Source organism: Nocardia nepalensis, from assembly GCF_048910785.1.
Lineage (GTDB): Bacteria > Actinomycetota > Actinomycetes > Mycobacteriales > Mycobacteriaceae > Nocardia > Nocardia nepalensis.
The window spans coordinates 68,731-88,105 of sequence record NZ_JBKBET010000009.1; the positions used below are offsets into that span (position 1 = coordinate 68,731).

Annotated in this window: 13 protein-coding genes and 4 pseudogenes; 5 read left to right on the top strand and 12 right to left on the bottom strand. The window is 64.3% G+C overall.

What is annotated here, in order from left to right; genetic code table 11:
• Positions 1 to 36 precede the first annotated feature (36 nt).
• The gene (locus ACHQ4I_RS08730) at positions 37 to 936 is read left to right on the top strand and encodes an alpha/beta fold hydrolase (RefSeq protein ID WP_420771186.1); all 900 of its coding nucleotides are present in this window, start codon (positions 37 to 39) and stop codon (positions 934 to 936) included.
• Positions 929 to 1,378, top strand: coding sequence for an O-methyltransferase (locus ACHQ4I_RS08735; RefSeq protein ID WP_420771214.1), 450 nt, complete (start codon positions 929 to 931; stop codon positions 1,376 to 1,378). The genes ACHQ4I_RS08730 and ACHQ4I_RS08735 overlap by 8 nt, the downstream gene beginning before the upstream one ends.
• A 270-nt stretch (positions 1,379 to 1,648) precedes the next feature.
• Here ACHQ4I_RS08735 and ACHQ4I_RS08740 read toward each other — a convergent pair.
• The 3 genes and pseudogenes from ACHQ4I_RS08740 to ACHQ4I_RS08750 all read right to left on the bottom strand — a co-directional run bounded on the left by ACHQ4I_RS08740 (position 1,649) and on the right by ACHQ4I_RS08750 (position 5,994).
• A pseudogene (locus ACHQ4I_RS08740) lies at positions 1,649 to 3,717 on the bottom strand (oxidoreductase).
• Positions 3,701 to 5,533, bottom strand: a complete 1,833-nt coding sequence (locus ACHQ4I_RS08745) for an acyl-CoA dehydrogenase (RefSeq protein WP_420771187.1) — start codon at positions 5,531 to 5,533, stop codon at positions 3,701 to 3,703. The pseudogene ACHQ4I_RS08740 and the gene ACHQ4I_RS08745 overlap by 17 nt, the downstream one beginning before the upstream one ends.
• Positions 5,530 to 5,994, bottom strand: coding sequence for a hypothetical protein (locus ACHQ4I_RS08750; protein ID WP_420771188.1), 465 nt, complete (start codon positions 5,992 to 5,994; stop codon positions 5,530 to 5,532). The genes ACHQ4I_RS08745 and ACHQ4I_RS08750 overlap by 4 nt, the downstream gene beginning before the upstream one ends.
• Before the next feature lie 928 nt (positions 5,995 to 6,922).
• Between ACHQ4I_RS08750 and ltrA the strand changes: the two genes are divergently transcribed.
• Positions 6,923 to 8,485 carry a group II intron reverse transcriptase/maturase gene (gene ltrA, locus ACHQ4I_RS08755; RefSeq protein ID WP_476445387.1) on the top strand — a complete coding sequence of 521 codons (1,563 nt, stop codon included), beginning with the start codon at positions 6,923 to 6,925 and terminating at the stop codon, positions 8,483 to 8,485.
• 132 nt (positions 8,486 to 8,617) lie between these two features.
• Here ltrA and ACHQ4I_RS08760 read toward each other — a convergent pair.
• From ACHQ4I_RS08760 to ACHQ4I_RS08775, 4 genes and pseudogenes are all read right to left on the bottom strand, one after another.
• Positions 8,618 to 8,800: pseudogene (locus ACHQ4I_RS08760) on the bottom strand (transposase); the annotation flags it as partial.
• Between the two features lie 367 nt (positions 8,801 to 9,167).
• Positions 9,168 to 10,045: pseudogene (locus ACHQ4I_RS08765) on the bottom strand (IS110 family RNA-guided transposase); the annotation flags it as partial.
• 535 nt (positions 10,046 to 10,580) lie between these two features.
• A complete protein-coding gene (locus tag ACHQ4I_RS08770) occupies positions 10,581 to 10,958 on the bottom strand; it encodes an MmyB family transcriptional regulator (RefSeq protein WP_420771189.1) in 378 nt (125 codons plus the stop codon).
• A gap of 148 nt (positions 10,959 to 11,106) precedes the next feature.
• Positions 11,107 to 11,796: a DUF4352 domain-containing protein gene (locus ACHQ4I_RS08775; protein ID WP_420771190.1), complete on the bottom strand. Its 690-nt coding sequence runs from the start codon at positions 11,794 to 11,796 to the stop codon at positions 11,107 to 11,109.
• 464 nt (positions 11,797 to 12,260) lie between these two features.
• Between ACHQ4I_RS08775 and ACHQ4I_RS08780 the strand changes: the two genes are divergently transcribed.
• Positions 12,261 to 12,626, top strand: a complete 366-nt coding sequence (locus tag ACHQ4I_RS08780; RefSeq protein ID WP_420771216.1) for an NUDIX hydrolase — start codon at positions 12,261 to 12,263, stop codon at positions 12,624 to 12,626.
• A gap of 39 nt (positions 12,627 to 12,665) precedes the next feature.
• Positions 12,666 to 12,920, top strand: coding sequence for a hypothetical protein (locus tag ACHQ4I_RS08785; RefSeq protein WP_420771191.1), 255 nt, complete (start codon positions 12,666 to 12,668; stop codon positions 12,918 to 12,920).
• A gap of 188 nt (positions 12,921 to 13,108) precedes the next feature.
• Here the strand turns inward: ACHQ4I_RS08785 and ACHQ4I_RS08790 are convergent.
• From ACHQ4I_RS08790 to ACHQ4I_RS08810, 5 genes and pseudogenes are all read right to left on the bottom strand, one after another.
• Positions 13,109 to 13,444 (bottom strand): annotated as a pseudogene (locus ACHQ4I_RS08790) (IS1634 family transposase); the annotation flags it as partial.
• A gap of 202 nt (positions 13,445 to 13,646) precedes the next feature.
• Positions 13,647 to 16,253 carry a valine--tRNA ligase gene (locus ACHQ4I_RS08795; RefSeq protein WP_420771192.1) on the bottom strand — a complete coding sequence of 869 codons (2,607 nt, stop codon included), beginning with the start codon at positions 16,251 to 16,253 and terminating at the stop codon, positions 13,647 to 13,649.
• A gap of 74 nt (positions 16,254 to 16,327) precedes the next feature.
• On the bottom strand, positions 16,328 to 17,254 hold the full coding sequence (locus tag ACHQ4I_RS08800) for a glycosyltransferase family 2 protein (RefSeq protein WP_420771193.1): 927 nt from the start codon (positions 17,252 to 17,254) through the stop codon (positions 16,328 to 16,330).
• The gene (locus ACHQ4I_RS08805) at positions 17,251 to 17,940 is read right to left on the bottom strand and encodes a class I SAM-dependent methyltransferase (RefSeq protein WP_420771194.1); all 690 of its coding nucleotides are present in this window, start codon (positions 17,938 to 17,940) and stop codon (positions 17,251 to 17,253) included. Before ACHQ4I_RS08805 ends, ACHQ4I_RS08800 begins: the two co-directional genes overlap by 4 nt.
• 10 nt (positions 17,941 to 17,950) lie before the next feature.
• Complete coding sequence (locus ACHQ4I_RS08810) at positions 17,951 to 19,306, bottom strand: Gfo/Idh/MocA family oxidoreductase (RefSeq protein WP_420771195.1); 1,356 nt, start codon at positions 19,304 to 19,306, stop codon at positions 17,951 to 17,953.
• Positions 19,307 to 19,375 lie beyond the last annotated feature (69 nt).

Here is a 19,375-nt window from a genome sequence, read left to right on the forward strand (position 1 = left end):
CCCGGGTTGCTGCAGAATCCGCGTATTCCGTTCGATGTGACCACCGTGGAGACCGCTGATGGCGCGCGTATCCACGTCCGCGAATACGGTCCGCGTTCCGCGCTGCGCGTGCTCCTGATCCACGGTTATGCCGGCCAGATCGAGTACTGGAATCCGCAGATCAACGTACTCGCCCAGCGTTTCCGGGTGATGGTGTATGACCAGCGCGGGTTCGGCCGCAGCACCCAGGGGCGGCGTCCCTTGAGTGTCGCTGCCCTCGGTGACGACCTGTCGGAGGTGCTCGCCGCGCTGGTTCCAGCGGGGGAGCGACTAGTAGTAGCCGGGCATAGTCTAGGCGGCGTCGCCGTCATGTCCTGGGCGGCCAGGCATTCCGGCGAGGTCGGGCGTTACGCCCGGTCGGTGTTGCTGATCGATACCGTGGCCGAGCGTTTGGCGGCCCACACCAAAGTTCTGCCGCTGCCGGGATACCACCGCGTCATCCGTGAACGCCTGCTCAGATATTGGCTCGGCAAATTCCCAATGCCCCGCCCACAGTGGTACCTTCCGCTGTTCCGGGTGATGGTCCTTACGTGGTCGACGCCGCGCGCCGAGACGGCCTTTATGGCCGCCATGGTCGGAAACTGTGCGAATCCATTACGCACCCGCGCTTTGAGCCTGCTGGCGGAACTGGATGTGAAGTCGGGCCTACAGCACCTTTCAGTGCCCACCACGGTTATCGTCGGCCTCGCCGACCGCCTCACTCCGCCCAGCGCTTCACGTCAGATCGTCGACCTGCTTCGGGCGGTGGGCAACCAGCCACGGTTCGTCGAACTGCCACGCACAGGCCACTGCAGCACCCTCGAAGACCCGGCCACCGTCATCGCCGAAATCGAACACGCCGCTGAGGCGAGGGGCTTCGGTTGCGCGTCCGGGCAATCGCGCGCAGCGGCTGACTGAGCATTGTGGTGATCCTGCAGGCGCACGGCTGGTGTCGGTGGAGTTCAGCGCCGCCAATGCGGAGATCGCCCGCGCGGTGATCGCCCATACCGGGCTGGCTGAGCGGGTGAGCGTGGTGGTCGGGATGATCGGCGATGGCGGCGCGACACTCGCCCGGCTCGCCGCCGACCCTGGATTCAATTCGGGTGCAGTAGATTTCGTCTTTATCGATCACCACAAGTCCGCGTACCTGGCGGATCTGCGGGCGATTCTGGCTGCTGGCTGGCTACATCCGGGGCCGATCGTGGTCGCCGATAATGTGAAGGTGTCCCTTGCGCCCGACTATCTGGCGTACATGCGGGCGCAGGATGGGCGCAGCTGGCGCACGCGCGAGCACGCCACGCGTGTCGAATATCAGTCTCTGCTGAAGGATCTCGTCCTCGAATCCGAATATCTCGGATGACACTGCGAGAGGTCGGCAGGGGAATCTCCGGCTGCTGTGAGGTGCCGGCGTTATCAAGGCGATTTACCCCAGTTCTCTGGTGGGAAACCAAGGTTGAGGCCGCGAGCCTGCTGGGGTGCAGGACGGACGACGCGAGCGCTGGCCGCGTTCCGCAATGTAGCCAACGCTCGCGCCGTGATCTGTTGTGATCAAACCCCACACCGCAGGGCGAGCATTTCGATTACGACCCCTCCGAGTCTGTGCTGTTTTGTTCCTTGAAGAAGGAAGTGGTCACAGCACTGTCGCCAGCCGTGTGCCCTGGTCGATGGCCCGTTTTGGCGTCCAGTTCGGTGGCGATGTCGGCTCCGCCGATGAGATGTGCGGTGTGGCCGCGTGCGGCGAGCTGGTCGTGCAGGCGGCGGTTGGGCTCCTGTCCGGTGCACAAGATCACGTTGTCGACGTCGAGCACGGCTTTTTGGCCGTCGACCTGGTAGTGGAGGCCGTCGTCGTCGATGCGGTCGTAGGACGCGCCTGCGATCATCGCCACGCCTCGATGCTTGAGTTCAGTGCGGTGGATCCAGCCGGTGGTCTTGCCAAGGCCGCCGCCGACCTTGCTGGTCTTGCGTTGCAGCAACGTCACCGTGCGCGGGGACTGACGAGGGCGCGGTGAGGTGAGGCCACCGACGGTGCGGTGTTCGGCATCGACGCCCCAGCCAGCCAGAAATGCGGCGATGTCGTGGCTCGCATCGTCTCCCGGGGCGGTGAGGTACTCGGCCACATCGAATCCGATGCCTCCAGCACCCAGGATCGCGACTCGTCTGCCTACCTGCGCCTTGTCGCGCAGCACGTCGAGGTAGCCGAGCACCATCGGGTGGTTGTTACCGGGCAGGTCGGGGATGCGCGGAGTGACTCCGGTGGCGAGAACGATCTTGTCGTATCCACCCACGATCAGATCGTCGGCGGAGACTGTGATGCCGAGACGTACGTCCACACCGGTCGCGTCGAGCCGGTGCCGGAAAGTAGCGCAGGGTCTCGGTGAATTCCAGCTTGCCCGGTACCTGGCGGGCCACGTTGAGTTGGCCGCCGATGTCGCCGGCAGCGTCGAACAAGGTGACGTCGTGGCCGCGTTCGGCCGCGGCTACGGCAAACGCGAGGCCGGCCGGCCCCGCTCCGACGGTCGCGATCTTCTTCACCCGCATGGTGGGCTCGAGGACCAGTTCGGTTTCGTGGCACGCGCATGGGTTCACCAGGCAGGAGGTGATCTTCAGGGAAAAGGTGTGATCGAGGCAAGCCTGGTTGCAGCCGATGCACGTATTGATCACCTCGGGCGTTCCGGCAGCGGCCTTGACCACGAAGTCGGGATCGGCCAGGAACGGGCGGGCCAGCGAAACCATATCGGCGTATCCGTTGGCGAGCAGTTCCTCGGCTTTGTCCGGAGTGCTGATGCGGTTGCTGGTGACCAGCGGCACTCCGACTGTGCCCATCAGTTTCTTGGTGACCCACGCGTATGCACCGCGCGGAACCGAGGTCGCGATGGTGGCGATCCGTGCCTCGTGCCAGCCGATGCCGGTGTTGATGATCGTCGCACCAGCCGTCTGGATGGGCTTGGCCAGGGCGACGACCTCGTCGAAAGTCGACCCGTCGGGTACGAGGTCTAGCATGGATAGCCGGTAGATGATGATGAAGTCCTCGCCTACCGCTTCGCGCACCCGGGTCACGATCTCGATCGGAAAGCGAATCCGGTTGACGTAAGCGCCACCCCAGCGGTCGGTGCGTTGGTTGGTCCGGCGGGCGATGAACTCGTTGATGAGGTAGCCCTCCGAGCCCATTATCTCCACGCCGTCGTACCCGGCCTGTTTGGCGAGGACGGCGCAGCGGGCAAAGTCATCAACAGTCTGCACGATCTCGGCATCGGTGAGTTCGTGGGGCCGGTGTGGGCTGATGGGTGCCTGCAGCGCGCTGGGGGCGACCAGATCGGAGTGGTAGGCGTAGCGGCCGAAGTGCAAGATCTGCAGGGCGATCTTGCCGCCGGCGGTGTGGACGGCGTCGGTGACGATTCGGTGCTGGGCGACCTCGTCTGTGTTGGTCAGCATCGCTCCGCCTGGGTATGGTCGACCGGCCTCGTTGGGTGCGATACCGCCGGTGACGATCAGACCTGCGCCACCGCGGGCTCGTTCGGCGTAGAACGCGGCCATTCGCTGGAATCCGTTGGGCGCCTCTTCCAGACCGACGTGCATCGATCCCATGAGAACGCGGTTACGCAAGGTGGTGAAGCCCAGATCGAGTGGCTGTAGCAGGTGTGGGTACTGTGATTTGCTCAATGTTCGATTCCTCGGCCGATGTCTACAGCGCCGCTTCATTCAAGGCCATGAGGTCGTTGTCGAGGTCGGACAAGACGGTCCGCACCGCGGTCAGCTCGGGTAGCTGGTTGCGGGCGAAGAATTGTGCGACCGCGACCTTGCCCGTGTAGAACGCCTCATCCAATGGTGTCTGCGGCGAATCGAGCTGTGCGGCAGCGATGTCGGCTGCTTCAAGTAAGCGCCAGCCGATCAGCAGGTCGCCCACCGCCATCAGGAAGCGGACCGAACCCAGGCCGACCTTGTACAGCTCGCTCGGCTCCTGTTGAGCGCCCATCAGGTGCCCGGTCAGGGTGGCGGTCATGGCTTGCACATCCTCGAGCGCGGTGGCCAGCAGCTTGCGCTCGGCCTTGAGGCGGCCGTTGCCGGCCTCGGACTCGATGAACTTCTGGATCTGGCCGGAAACGTGGGCCAGTGCGACGCCGCGGTCGCGGGCGATTTTGCGGAAGAAGAAGTCCTGCGCCTGGATGGCGGTGGTGCCCTCGTAGAGCGAGTCGATCTTCGCGTCGCGGATGTACTGCTCGATCGGGTAGTCCTGCAGGAAGCCGGAGCCACCGAAGGTCTGCAGCGATTCGGTCAGGTACTGGTAGGCCCGCTCGGAACCGACGCCCTTGACGATTGGCAGCAGCAGGTCGTTGACGCGCGCGGCGGTGTCGGCATTGGCACCGGAAACCTGCTCGGCCACCACGGCGTCCTGGTGGGCGGCGGTGTAGAGGTACACCGCGCGCAAGCCTTCGGCGTAGGCCTTCTGCATCATCAGCGAGCGCCGCACATCCGGGTGGTTGATGATCGTCACCCGCGGCGCCGCCTTGTCCGCGAAACGGGTGAGATCGGAGCCCTGCACGCGATTCTTGGCGTAGTCCAGCGCGTTGAGGTAGCCGGTCGACAGAGTCGCTATTGCCTTGGTGCCCACCATCATGCGCGCCTGCTCGATGATCTTGAACATCTGCGCGATGCCGTCATCCCGCTCGCCGATCAGCCAGCCCTTGGCCGGGATGCTGTGGCCGCCGAAGGTCAGTTCACAGGTAGCCGAGACCTTCAGACCCATCTTGTGCTCGACACCTGTCACGAACACTCCGTTGCGGTCAGCGACCTCGCCGGTGTCCGGGGCGAACAGGTATTTCGGCACCAAGAACAGCGATAGCCCCTTGGTGCCCGGGCCTGAGCCTTCGGCGCGGGCCAGCACCAGATGGACGATATTGGGAAACAGGTCATCGGAATCGCCAGAGGTGATGAACCGCTTGACGCCCTCGATATGCCACGAACCATCCTCTTGCGCAATGGCTTTGGTGCGCGCGGCACCCACGTCCGAGCCGGCGTCGGCTTCTGTCAGCACCATGGTGCCGCCCCAGACTTCCCGCGCGGCAACACGGGCCATAGCGTTCTCCTGGTCACCGCCGTCGCAGAACAGAGAGGCGATGGACGGTCCCAGTGCGTAGATGAAGGCTGCGGGGTTGGCGCCGAGGATCAGCTCGCCCAGCGCCCAGTAGACTGCCCGCGGCACAGGTGTACCGCCGAGGTCGTCCGGAAGGCCGATCCGCTCCCATCCGCTGTTGCGCAACGCCAGATAGCTCTTTTTGAACGAGTCCGGAAGTGTCACGCTGTGCGTGTCGGGCTGGAAGACCGGCGGATTGCGGTCTGCGGCAGCGAACGACGCGGCCAGCGGACCTTCCGCGACCAAACGCATATGGTCGAGCATGGCGGTGATTGTCTCGGGATCGAGGTCACTCCAGGTGTCCCTGCCGAGGACCCGGTCCAGGCGCAGCACCTCGAACAGATTGAATTCGAGGTCGCGCACGTTGCTGCGGTAGTGCGTCATCGCGACACCACCGCTGCACGCCCAACCACCGGTAGCGAGGTGACGATCGCGTTGATGTCCCTTACGCGCTGGCGGCCTATTGCGGCACCGAGCGGGCCCGCCTGTGCCTCGATGCGTGGAATCTGCGCGCCCTTCGCTTCGCGGAGCGCGTTGGCCGCCAGCAACGAGGGTGCCATCACCATGAGGTCGTCGATCTTGCCGTCGTCGTAGGAGTGGAAAACCCGGGCCGGGATCTTCTCGCCCGAGACCGCGGCCTGTGGTGTGCCGCGCTCAATCGCTGTGGTGATCGCTTCATTCGGGCGCGACAGGGTCGCCAGCTGGCTGTGTGCCACGGCGCGATCGGCCAGCAGGTCTACCGGCGCCGGGCCGCGAACTCCAACCGCCGTGCAGAAGGGATGCACACCTACCTCCAATACTAAATTTGTTGAATATTGCCTCGAACCATAGTGACTCTCGGTCATATAATCAACTGCTTGTCTAATCGCTAGATTGCCTAGCAGCACGGCCGGCGCTAGGCGGTGCGGTCAGGCTGCTGGTCGCGGATACGTCCAGGCGTCAGCCAGACGAGTTCAATCAGCCGTCGCGATCAACCGTGGCTCATGCGGCTCATCACGGACACTGGGTCGCGGCGCGAACGACCTGACCGACCGGTTGAAAGCTATCGATCCGAAGGCCCCGCGAGGCGCGGGAACAGAACCGTCGAAGGTCCGAGATGGATGATCCCAACATGGCCGCGGGGCCAGAGGGCGAGTGGTGTCTAAACACCTGGATGCGCTGTCAGAGGAAAAGCCAGGTCAAGAAGTGTGCTCTCCGCGTACGCGGGGATGGTGCCGCATGGAAGCTGGCTATTGTCAGCGCTCTTCGGAAACCGGATCTGGCCCATATTTCGTTTGCGCCGTGAGGCGCTGTGATTCGAATGGAGGTGAGAGACCTTCATCGCCGTCCTGTCGTAGCAGGTCGGTGGAGTTGAGGGCAGCCTGATCCGGGTGGTGCCGGGGAGGGTGGGAGCAGCCCTGACAACGCCGGGACGTGGCCAGTACTGCCAGATGGTGCGGGTCCGGCAAGCGGGATGAAGAGGAGTACGCGAGGAACCAGCGTTGTTACGTCCCTCCATGGGCCACCTGCTCGAACCTGGCGGATCTGGGCAGGAAGCGGTGCGCACCAGTCGATTCCGGCTGGGAACTTCTGGGTCGGTTTACTGAAGCCGGTCGGGAGGCCACGAGGAAGGTCTACGGCGTACTCGTGGCGATGCCGCAGGGACACAGTTGGGCTCCTCCTTCGTCGAGCGAATCACAGTGAACACGGGAACCACCCGGTCAGGCTCCTCGACGGCGCGGCGATCCGGTTGCGCCGCTCGGGGATAGACGCACCGACCGTTGAACGGGTCGGGTGGGGCGGAGCCGCCGTAGTAGTCCGAGGCCGGGAAAGCCGGTCACATGGCCAAGGGCGGCAGCGGTTTCGAGAAGGACGGAGACTGTAATGCCGAAAGATGCGCCACCGAACGGTGACGCCACGCCGGTGGACCCTGCGGGGCCGCGCCGGCGGGTATCGGAGATGCAGGCCAAGCTTCACCGTTGGGCGTCGGCCGATCCCGGCCGCCGGTTCGACGATCTGTTCAACTTCGTGCACGACCCGGCGACGCTGATCGTGGCGTTCGACCGGGTCGCAGGCAATCACGGAGCCCGCACTCCCGGCGTCGACGGGATGACCGTCGCCGATGTCGAGGAATTGATCGGGGTTCCGGGGTTTCTGGACGATCTACGAGCCTCGTTGAAAGACGGGTCTGTTCGGCCGCTGCCGGTGCGGGAACGCAAGATCCCCAAACCGGGAGGGTCGGGGAAGGTGCGCCGTCTCGGGATTCCGACGGTGACCGACCGGGTCGTTCAGGCCGCGCTGAAGCTGGTACTGGAACCGATTTTCGAGGCCGATTTCGAGCCGGTCTCCTACGGGTTCCGGCCCAACCGGCGGGCCCAGGACGCGATCGCCGAGATCCACTACTACGCCACCCGCGGCTACCAGTGGGTGCTGGATGCGGATATCGAGGCATGCTTCGACCGGATCGATCACACGGCCCTGATGGACCGGGTTCGGTTGCGGGTCAAGGACAAACGCGTGCTGGCGCTGGTCAAGGCGTTCCTGAAAGCCGGGATTCTCACCGAACTCGGCGAGCATCAGGACACAATGACCGGCACTCCGCAGGGTGGCATCCTGTCACCGCTTTTGGCCAACATCGCGTTGAGCGTGCTCGATGAGCAGGTGATGGCGCCGTGGAAGCCGGGCGGAACGATGGCCAGTGAGGCCAAGCGGGCATACCGTCGCCGCAAAGGCGCGCCGACGTGGCGGCTGGTCCGCTATGCCGACGACTTCCTCGTGCTGGTCCACGGGACCGAACACGATGCCGAGGCGATGCGCGAACAGATCGGGAAAGTGCTTGCACCGCTGGGTCTTCGGCTGTCTGCAGAGAAGACCCAAGTGCGGCACCTGTCGGACGGGGTCGATTTCTTGGGATTCCGCATCCAGTGGCGTCGCAAGCGTGGCTCGGACAAGTGGTTCGTCTACACCTTCATCGGTGACCGGCCCATCCGGTCGCTGAAGACGAAAGTTCGTGCCCTGACCCATCGGCTGTCGCAACAGAGTCTGGATTACGTGATCACGCGGCTCAACCAGATTCTGCGCGGTTGGTCCAACTATTTCAAGCATGCCGTGGCCAAGGACCGGTTCACCGCGCTGGCGCACTTTGTCTGGCAACGGGTGATCCGGATGCTGCAAACCCGGCATCGCTGGGGTTGGAAGGACATTCGCCGCCGCTACACCACCGCCACCGAGCGATGGCTACCTATCACGGCGGCGGACGGGACCGAGTTGTTCGATATGGGCAACGTGACAGTGAGCCGCTACAGATGGCGCGGCCACACGATCCCCAACCGATGGGCGACCCTTCAACCAGCCTGACGGCAGAAACCGTGGAGAGCCCGTTGCTTCGAGAGGCGCACGGCGGGTTCGGCGAGAGGTCCGGGGAAACGGACCGGGAGCAATCCCGACACCGCGCCCCGGGCCTACTCAGCGAACGCTGACTCGTATTGTTCAGTTGCTGAGCAGGATTCGCTTCCTCAGTAGATCGGGTTTGGCGCGGCCGAACATCTGCCGTTTGAGCATCTTGATGCGGTTGACGTGGCCTTCGACGGTTCCGTTGTTCCAACGCAGGGTGAGACCGGCGGTGACCGCGTCCTGGTCGCGGCGCAGGCCGCGGGCGAAGGAGTGCAGGGCTGGCTGGTCATCGGCATCGACAGCGGTCATTCATCCTTCGAGTTCTCGACCGCGCAACTCGTCCATGATCGTGGCGAAAGTACGGACGTGACCGGCGAGAGAGTCGAGCTCAGGACTGGCGGCCAGGATCGCGTCGGGGCTGCGCTGGTCGCTCGGGTCGAGGTGGGCGGGATCGGTCATGATCCAGCCCGTGACCCGGCAGACTGCCGGCGGGGTCGGTGGCAGAGCCGGCATGTGCGCGGCAGCGCGGAAAGGGATGTAGATCGGTGCGAACGAGGTTCGGTTGTCCTCGGTAGCCGCGGGCGGTGATCTGAGGGGGATTCTCAATGATGTTGTCAAGCCGCGACGACCCTGATTTCGGGTCGGTGTGGGGTGCCGTTTTCGCCCACAGCACGTTGAGTCGTCGGCGGGCCAGCGCGATGACCGCTTGGGTGTGGTTCTTTCCCTCGGCTTTCTTGCGCTGGTAGAAGGTTCGCGAGACCGGGTCGTGAACAAGCGCGACCTGGGCGGCGAGGTAGCACGCTCGCAGCAGGCGCCTGCCGTAACGGCGTGGCCGTTTCAGATTGCCGCTGACGCGCCCGGAATCGCGAGGGACCGGGGCAAGGCCTGCGACGCCGGCCAGGCGGTCGACGCTGTCGAACGCGGTCATGTCTCCGCCGGTCGCGGCCAAGAACTCCGCGCCCAGCAGAACACCGAATCCGGGCATGCTCAGGATCGTTTCGGCGTGGCGGTGGCGGCGAAATCGGGCCTCGATCATCGCGTCGATCTCGCCGATCTCGATGTCGAGTTCCATCACCTCTTCGCCAGCCGCGCGGCCATCGCGGCGGCGAGCTGCTCACCGACAACGGTCGTGCGCTGGGCTTTTGCCGCGGCGATCGCGGTCGCGGCGACGCGGGCGCTGGTGCGGGCACCGTGCTTTTTCAGCCAGGCCGCCAGCCGGGTCTCGCCGAGGCGGCGGATGCCGTCGGGGGTTTGGTAGCCGGTGAGCAGGATCAACGCCGATTTGCTGGCACGCAGGTCGAACGCTCGTTCCAGAGCGGGGAAGTATTCGAGCAGCTGGGCCCGCAACCGGTTGATCGCCCGTGTCCGGTCACAGCCCAGATCGGTGCGACGCGAGGTGAGGATCCGCAGCTCGGCAGCGGTTTCGTCGCCGACCCGCAAGGGCTGCAGGTCCCGGCGCATCCGGGCTTGGTCGGCGATGATCGCGGCGTCCTTCGCGTCGGTATTTCCAAAGGAACCATGGGAGAGACCAAGGAGACCACCGGCCATCGCAGCATCACTTTCCCAGACTTGCGAATGAGATTCGGGGGCGTGGATTTGGCTTTCCAGTGTCTGGAGCGAGGATATAGCGCCACTTCACGGTTCCGATCTCGAGCCGTCGTTTGGCAGATACACCGTTGACGTCCACGGTCCGGTCGACCTCGATGACCTCGCCAGCGGCGAGAGTGCCATCACACTCCACTGATCGTCCTGCCGGTGGCGGACCAGCAGGGCAGGCTCCGCGCATTCGTAACTGGTGGATGTGGTCAGCGTCGCGGTTGGATGCTCAAATTGCCTCGTGGCGGCGTGGTGCGGATCAGCCGACCAGGGCAAGCCAAATGTCGCAAGGCGTGAAGTCGATGTCGGGCGCTGGTTGGAGGCGGCCGAAGTGCTGACTGGCCAGAGGTCGCGCCTGAGTTTGAGCATGCCAAGGCCGCAGACGTTGACGGTGCCCCAGAACGTAGTACTGAGCTCGATGGCTCGGCGGAACAGCGTGCTACCGACGGGAGCGATGCTGGATTCAGTCGACGGGGGTCTGCGGGGAACGATCTGTGGTTGCGTCGGCGGTGGCCGACCAGGTGGCGAGGAGTTTGAGGGCGTCGGCGCTGGGGGTGTTCGGGGGCGCGGTGTAGACGAGTAGGGTGAGGCCAGGGTGGCCCGGGAATTCCATGGCCTCGAATTCGAGGCCGAGGTGGCCGACGACCGGGTGGTGGATTTTCTTGTGCCCGGTGCGGTGGAAGCGGACATTGTGGGCGGCCCAGCGGGTGCGGAATTCCTCACTGCGGGTGGATAATTCGCCGACACCCTCCGTGGGCGCACCGAGAGGGCCACTCCCGCCCCCTCCGCGTTCACCGTCGGCACCAACCGTAGTTGCCCGAATTCGAGGCAGCGAGCGCAATTCCGAGAGTTATGCCAGGGGAACCTGCGCGCGTTAGCGCCTGTTCCCGAACGGCGAAATGAAACCAGCTTGATCACAAGGAGTTTCGTCGTCCGGGAGTCTGTGGGCCGATCCTCTGGAGGCTCGGACCGGGCCTTCGGCGGTGAGGCTACTTCAACCCAGCGTGCACGCCGCCGGAGAACATCGAGTCGTGGAACTCGATCTCGGCCGGTACAGCATCAGCAGCCACGTCGAAAACGATGACCACGTCGATCTTGTTGCCGGGGTTGATATCGGCGCCGATGACGTTGGCGTCGTTGACATTCAATTCCGCGACTGTGTCGTTGGTGAACTGGCGTCCCTGGATGTCGAACAATTTCTGGTTGCTTCCGAAGTAGGACTGAGGTTTGTTCGAGGTGTTGGAGACCGTGACGTGCACGAGCACGTACTGACCTTGGGCGTCCTTCTTCAAGTAGGGGTTGGTGCCGACGGTGGGGAGGCCGGTTTCGACCTTGGTGACGACGAACTTGCCGTCGCGGACTTCCGAACCCAGTGGGGCCGCCTGCGGTTTCGTCTTGTCCGGCGCCTTTGCCGGTGCTGACGTTTGACCATTCACCGGGGCAGGAGCATTGACGGGAGCCGGGGCGGCAACCGAGGTGTTTGCGTTCTTGGATGAGTTGTTGGCGGCGATCCCGGCGATGCCGAAGCATCCGCCGCACAACAGGACCATCGCGCCGATCAATATCCACGGCCAGACGGGCGTCTTCTTCGCGGTCTGTGGGTAAGGCGCTCTGTACGGTTGCTGGCCGGGTTGTGGGTACCCAGGAGGCATATGCCCGGGTGGCGGTGGTGTCGTCATATCTGTCCTCATCTGGTTGAGGCAGAAGGGATTGCCCCCCTGCGGTGGCCGGCTCGGATGGGTTTGCCGCGCCGATGCCGGTCAAATAGCGGATCTGGCAGATTTTGTTACTTGCCCCACGGTGTGTCGTGTGGCGCGGCGGCGATCAGCGGACCACATGACGCGCACAGGTAGCGATCGACATGAGCGAAAACTCGGACGGACGGATACGGGTGGCAGGGCAGCGAGACGAAGCGCGGACGGGCCAGGCGCTCAGTGCCGTTGACGCAGTGCCTGCCCCGGAGCTCGCCCGGGGCGAGTTGGCCGACGCGGCGATGGCGATGAACCGCCACCTCAACCTGTCTGCATCCGCCGAGCTGGTTTCGCGTCAAGTGAGCTATACGATGGGCGCTGGAGTACTTCGCCCCCTGGAAACTGGTGTCTGAGCTGCGTTTTTATTCTGCGCCGAGGTTGTCCATCGATGTATCTTTCCGAGGTTCTCCTGGGAGGAAGTCGGGATCCAGGTGCCCGCCGGCAGCATTCGCGCCGGGGAGACGCCCGAGGATGCGGCGCTGCGCGAGGCGCGGGAGGAGACCGGGCTGTCGGAGTTCAAGATCGTACGCAAGCTCGGAGAAGCCGAGTACGACATCAGCCCCTACCGGTTCGAGATCCAGCACCGGCACTTCTTCGAGCTGGAGCTGTGCCAGGACGCGACGGACCGGTGGGCAAGCCAGGAAGACCACGACGGCGAGGAGGAGCCGACACGGTTCGAATGCTTCTGGATTCCGCTCGAAGCCGCCCACGTCCTGCAATCGGGACAGGGCGCTCTGCTCGGCCGTCTCGTCGACTGAGCCAGACCAAGCTACCGATTCTGGTTGGGAGTGAGCCCTGTGAACGGGGACAACGACAGCCCGTACTTGACGATGATGCAAACCGGAACCGAGACAGCGGTGTCGGTCATCCTCAAGCTGCGCGGAGAGACCTGCGACATCGACTGTCTCTACTGCTACGAGAAACGCAAGGAATCCCCGGGCGGCGCCCGCATCGGTGTGCAGGACATAGCGCGGTTGCCGCAGCTGTTCGGCGGACGTCGGTTGGTGGTGGAGCTGCACGGCGGGGAACCTCTGACCGCCGGGCAGCCCTGAACGGGACAGGTCTGCACACCAGCGGCTCGCCCGTCCATGCCGGTGAGACCAGCGATATCGACACTTTCGGCGACAGCGACTCCGTTGCGTCGCAGACGGTGGTCCCAGCGCGGTGACGTTGCGGGGTCGCCGAACTAGCGGGATCGGGGTGTCGACACGGGGATCGAGCGCCCTGCTGGTCGACACGGCAGCACCACATCCCGAAACACCTCGTCACCACCGGCAGCGTCATCCAAGCCCAGCACCTGGTATGCCCGGCACAAACCGTCCCACGTATGTCCCGCCCGGGACGAAACGATTTCCAATGTCGCACTGGGTATTTCGGCTGAACCGAGACCGAGGTCGAACTCACCCTGACCGTTCGCCAAGCGCTGGCATGCCGCAGCGTGCAAAGCTTCGAGTTCCGACTCGTCGTGGGCAGACCCGACATGCTCGATATCACGTGATCCCCGCCGCGACGACCACCACACGATCTGCACCGCCGTCGCCCCCGAAGCCGTCTTCACCGTGCGCACGTAGGCCACCCCGAAACCCTACGAACGAGATCGACTTAGTACACACATTTTCACCAACCCGGCAGCAAAAACGCAGGTCACCGCCCTACCGCCCGCCACAAGATCAAACTGTGTCCTAAATCAGGTCTTCCGGTCCGGCAGCGCGCGATTCCCAAGGCGGGCGGCAAGGTCCGCTATCTGGGGATCGCGACCATCCGCGACCGGGTGGTGGCTACTGCGGCAGGAGCTCGAGTTGGCGTCGGATCCGCTGGGCATCCTGTTGCGCGGTCTGCTGGCGAGCGCGGATTCCTTCAACAACATCAGCGGGTGCCTTCGCCAGGAACCCTTCGTTGCCAAGTTTCTTTGCCGCAGTATCCAGTTCCTTCTCGGCGGCCACGAGTGCCTTCTGCAAGCGACGTCGTTCGGCTTCGACATCGATAGCCTGTGAAAGGTCGAGACTCACTCGTGCGTGGCCGATTGGCAACGTCGCGGTCGCGCTGAACCTCGCCGTGGCAGGTTCGAGGCGCAGTAGTTGCCGGATCGCGGACTCGTGTGCCGCCAATGCGGGTGTGAGCTCGAGCTCGGCAGGTACACGCTGACTGGTGCGTACTCCTTGGTCGGAGCGGAAACGACGGACTTCGGTGACGAGCTCTTGCAACTCGGCGATTTCGGATTCTGCGTCGCGGTCGCGATAGCCGGGATCTGTTGGCCAGGAAGCGATGACGACGGATTCCTGCCCGGTGAGGGTGGTCCAGAGCTTGTCGGTGACGAACGGAACGATTGGATGCAGCAGGCGGAGAAGGCTGTCCAGAACATGTCCGAGAACCCGACGTGAGGCGTCGGCTGCTGCGCCACCCGCGGAGTAGGTCGTCTTGGACAGTTCGAGGTACCAGTCGAACACTTCGTCCCACGCGAAGTGATACAGCAACTCGGCGAGCTTGGCGAACTGGTAGTCATCGAACAGTGCGTCTGCTTCGGCGATGACGGTGTTGAGGCGCGAGAGAATCCAGCGGTCGACCGCCGAGAGTGTCTCCGGGCTCGGGATGGGGCCGGTCGTCGTGGCACCGTTGAGCAGGGCGAAACGTGTGGCGTTCCAGATCTTGGTGGTGAAGTTGCGGGCTCCCTCGACAGATTCTTCGCTGATCGGGGCGTCGGTGCCGGGGTTGGCCGCGCGGGTGAGCGCAAAGCGCAGGGCGTCGGTGCCGTAGGCGTCCATCCAGGTGATCGGGTCGACGACGTTGCCGAAGGATTTCGACATCTTCTTGCCGTACTTGTCGCGCACCATGCCGTGCAAGGCGATCGTCGCGAAGGGCGGCTGGCCGGTGGCGTAGAGCCCGAACATCATCATCCGGGCGATCCAGAAGAACAGCAGGTCGTAGCCGGTGAACAGCACCGAGTTCGGGTAGAACTTGGTGAGGCTGTCGGTCTTGTCGGGCCATCCCATGGTGGAGAACGGCCACAGCGCCGAGGAGAACCAGGTGTCGAGTACGTCGGGGTCCTGCACCCAGCCTTCGGGGGCGGTCTCGTCGGGTCCGACGCACATCACCTCGCCGGCGGGGCCGTACCAGATGGGGATGCGGTGTCCCCACCACAGCTGGCGGGAGATGTTCCAGTCACGCAGGTTGTCGACCCAGTCGAAGTAGCGGCTGGCCAACTCGGGTGGATGGATGGACACGTGGCCATCGCGCACGGCGTCGCCCGCGGCCTTGGCCAGTGGCTCGACCTTGACCCACCATTGCATCGACAGTCGAGGTTCGATGACCGCCCCGCAGCGCGAGCAGTGCCCGACCGCATGTTGGTAGGGGCGCTTCTCAGCGATGATCCGGCCGTCGGCGCGCAGTGCGGCGACGACGGCGCTGCGGGCTTCGAGCCGATCGAGCCCTTGGAACGGGCCGCCCGCGGTGATGATCGCGCGGTCATCCATCACGGTCAGCGAGGGCAGGTTGTGTCGTTGCCCGATTTCGAAGTCGTTCGGGTCGTGTGCGGGGGTGACTTTCACTGCGCCGGTGCCGAATTCGGGGTCGACGTGATCGTCGGCGACGACCGGGATGCGGCGGCCGGTCAGCGGCAGAACAATCTCGCGGCCGATCAGATGGCGGTAGCGGTCATCGTCGGGATGCACCGCGACCGCGGTGTCACCGAGCATGGTTTCCGCGCGGGTGGTAGCGACCACGATCGAGTCCTCGCCGTCGCCGTAGCGGATCGACACCAGCTCGCCGTCGAGCTCCTTGTGGTCGACCTCGATATCGGAGATCGCGGTGGTGCAGCGCGGGCACCAGTTGATAATGCGTTCGGCCCGGTAGATCAGCTCGTCGTCGTAGAGACGTTTGAAGATCGTCTGCACCGCGCGGGACAGGCCCTCGTCCATGGTGAACCGTTCACGGTCCCAGTCGACGCCGTCACCGAGGCGACGCATCTGGTCGGAGATCGCGCCGCCGGACTCGGCCTTCCACTGCCATACGCGTTGCTCGAATGCCTCGCGGCCGAGGTCGTGACGGGACAGGCCCTCTTTCGCCAACTCACGTTCGACCACGTTCTGTGTGGCGATGCCCGCGTGGTCCATTCCCGGCTGCCACAGGGTTTCGAAGCCCTGCATTCGTTTACGGCGGGTGATGGCGTCGATCTGGGTGTGTTCGTAGGCGTGGCCCATATGCAGGCGGCCGGTGACATTCGGCGGCGGGATGACGATCGCGTACGCGGGCTTGTCGCTGGTCTCGTCGGCCTTGAAGTAACCGCGGTCTACCCACCGTACGTACAGCTCGCCTTCCAGCTCTACCGGTACGAACGTCGTCGGCAGGGTTGTGGGGTCGATGCTGTTGCGGGGGTGGGTTTCGGTCACAGTCGCCCAGCATATTGCCTGCGCATCACCGGTCGGACCGGGACCGGGAGATGACCGCGGTCCGGTCGGTCCGGTCATGGGATGCCCAGCGAATCGGTCTGGCTGGACCAGGCTGCTCGGCGCTGTTGGGCCACGACGAGGGCTTGATCGAGATCGACGGCTGCCATGTGGAGCAGATCGGTCAACCGGTCCGGTTTGCTTGCGCACACGAACGCGGTGAGCTCGGCGGCGGGGCGGTTGTCACCGAGCACGGCTCGGAAGTAGTCCAGGTTCTTCTCCACCACGATCTGTGTCATCGCCAGCTCGCTGACCTGTGTGGTGGACAGGCGCGGGAACCGCCGATGGATGCGGTATTCGTGGAACGGCCCCGACACACAGTCGATCTCGTTGGCGATGCCGCGTCGGTGCCGGGCGGCGAGCAGGTCGATGGCGAAGGCCCAGTCCTGCCACTTGCGGATCCGGGGGTCGTAGCCGCCTGCGGCGAGGCCGTCGGCGCGTCGGTAGAGGATAGACATCGGCGCATGATGCTTGCGGACCAGCTGCTGCTCATGGCAGGGGTACGCCGAGATCGTCAGCCCGTCGAAGTCGCCGAACATTCGCGAATAACTGTGCACGAACGCGACTTGCGGTGCCGAGTCCAGAATCCGCACCGCCCGTTCGGGAAAACTGCCGTGAGCCAGCAGCGCGGGATCGGTGGCGAGGCGGTCATCGCAGTCCAAGGGCAGGACATAGTCGAAGCGGGCAGCGTCCAGCCCGGCGTTACGGGCTGCCTGGGCGCCACGATTGCTCGGCAGCCGCACAACCCTCACACCGGCCCGCTCGGTCGAGGCTTCGATCGCACTAATTGCGGCAGGATCGTCGCTGCCGTCATCGACGATGATGATCTCATGCGGGATGGAAAGCGATTGCTGGACAATGGATTCGATGGCGTCAGCCAAAAAATCTCCGCCGTTGTGGCAGGGCAGAATGACGCTGACTCCATGGCCGGACAGTTGGCTCATCTCTCCGCCTGATCGGCGGCGTTGCGACGTGCGCAGACGGTTATTCGGTTGGCCTCGAAGTAGTTTCGTGGGGAGTCGGTGTTGCGTTCAGCGTGTGGTGTCAACACCATGTGCACGCTCCAGCCGATATAGAGGTGTTCGATGGTCGCTCGGAAAATCCCGGCGGTGTAGGCGGCCTCGTCTTCGATGAAGACGCTGCGGCCTTGGCGGTCAGTTCGACCGATGTCGGTGAACACCTCGAGGAAGTGCGCGGCCCCGTCGGGTGCTGTTTGGATGCAGCGTGTCAGCACTGCCCGGACCTGGTCTTGACGCAGGTAATGCAGCACGTCCTTGGCGACAACCACCCCGAATTGCTGTGTCACGGAATAGTTTTCGATCCGCTTCTCAACGATCTCGATGCGCTGCGCCCAGTCCGGACAGCCCGCCAGCCGTGAGCGCAGGATCCGAGCGGGCACCTGGTCTACGGTGACGACATCGAATCCGGTGCGAGCCAATGCCACGGTGTAGGTGCCCATCCCATATCCCAGCTCCAACGCGGTGCGCGGTGTGCGGGTGCCGATGGAATTGAGGAATCCCGCGAACCGGTCCGAGACCGGCGCGCAGAGCCGTTCAGCGGTCTGTGCGCCGTCGGCGAGGACGTTGAGATAGAACTCGCTGAGCTCATGTTGGGAACGAACGACGCACATGCGGCGGCTCCTAGAATCCATCGATTTCGACTGTTTGGCCGGGAATGCGTAGTGAGAGGGCTAGCGCCTCGGTAACGCGCATTGGCAGGAAGTGCCCGTTGAGGCGGCTGCGAGTTTCGGTGCCGCGCAACCAGTTCTGCATGAGTGCACGGTTGCTGTCGCTGTGGAACAACCCATCGTGGGTCTCCCGGGAGACGTATTCGTCATCGGTGAGCAACGAAGCGTTGGCGCGGGTCAGGATCTCCGCGACCGCGCCGATCTTGTCGGCGTCCGGCCCGCGGGGAACGTCGTAGCAGGTGACATGCATCGAGTACAGGGTCGACAGTTGCGCTTCCAGATCGACGCTGGAGGTGCGGCCGTTTTTGTTGTAGACCCCGTCCGGGAAGGTCGTCCAATGCCGGATCGAGGGTGTTGTCTGCTCGAACGACAAGGTGCCCAGGGTGATGGTGGTGTCGGTCTCGGCTTCCACGAGCCGGAAGGTGGAGGTGATGTCGGTTTCGCCGTAGCGGCGCGGCTCCCGCGCCAGAACCGCGCAGCGGGAGTCGCCGCCGAGCATCATGGTGGCAGGGCGGGACAGACGCTGCCATTGATCGGCGGGGTAGGCGCCGAAGGAGCACACCTGTAGTCGGAGCGGCCGAGTGGGGAATAGCAGCCTGTTCAGCGAGAGAACCTGCACTGCAAGGTCGATGTAGTGGTAGCTGCCGTGCATCAGCATCCCGTAGCCATTGCGGTACGGGTGATCGTCGCGGGTGACGAACTCGTGTTCCAAGTTCCAGACACCGCCGGCCGCCCGAAGGTGGAACGAGGTCAGCGGCGACTTCCACCGCAGCATTCGTTCGCGCAGTGACGTGATGACGCGATCGTTATAGATGCGGTGGTAGCGACTCAGCGTCATCACCGAGTGGTGAGCCTTGCGCCGCTGGGCGGTTGCGATGAGCTCGGCCATGGTGGTCGAGATCAGGGTCGGGTCGAAGCGGTCGCCGATCATCGGTGCCAGCACCGGCTTCTCGACCAGGGAATCGATTCCGTCTTCGACGCATTGGCGAAGGTACTGTTCGTGCGAGCCCACCTCGGTGGCGATGTATGCCTTCATGGGAAGACCGGGCAGACGGATGCACCCGAGCGCCGAGCGAGCCGTCTCACGCGCCCGCGTCGGATTTCCCCGGTCCGCAGGGACAAACAATTTCATGCGCGGTTGTGGATCGGCGCCTACGAGCCGCGCCTCGATGACTTCTCGCTCAGATTCCAGATCGACGATCGACCATGAATCCAGGTATCCGTCGGCGATCGCCGCTTTGATGCACGGCATGTACTTGTTTCGGACGATCTCGTCGAAGCCGATCACGACCAGTTGATGGATGCTCACCGGTACCTCCGTTGCGGGGCGACGAAACGGTCGGTTCGCCGCCGGTGCCGCATCGCTGGGCACGCGCGT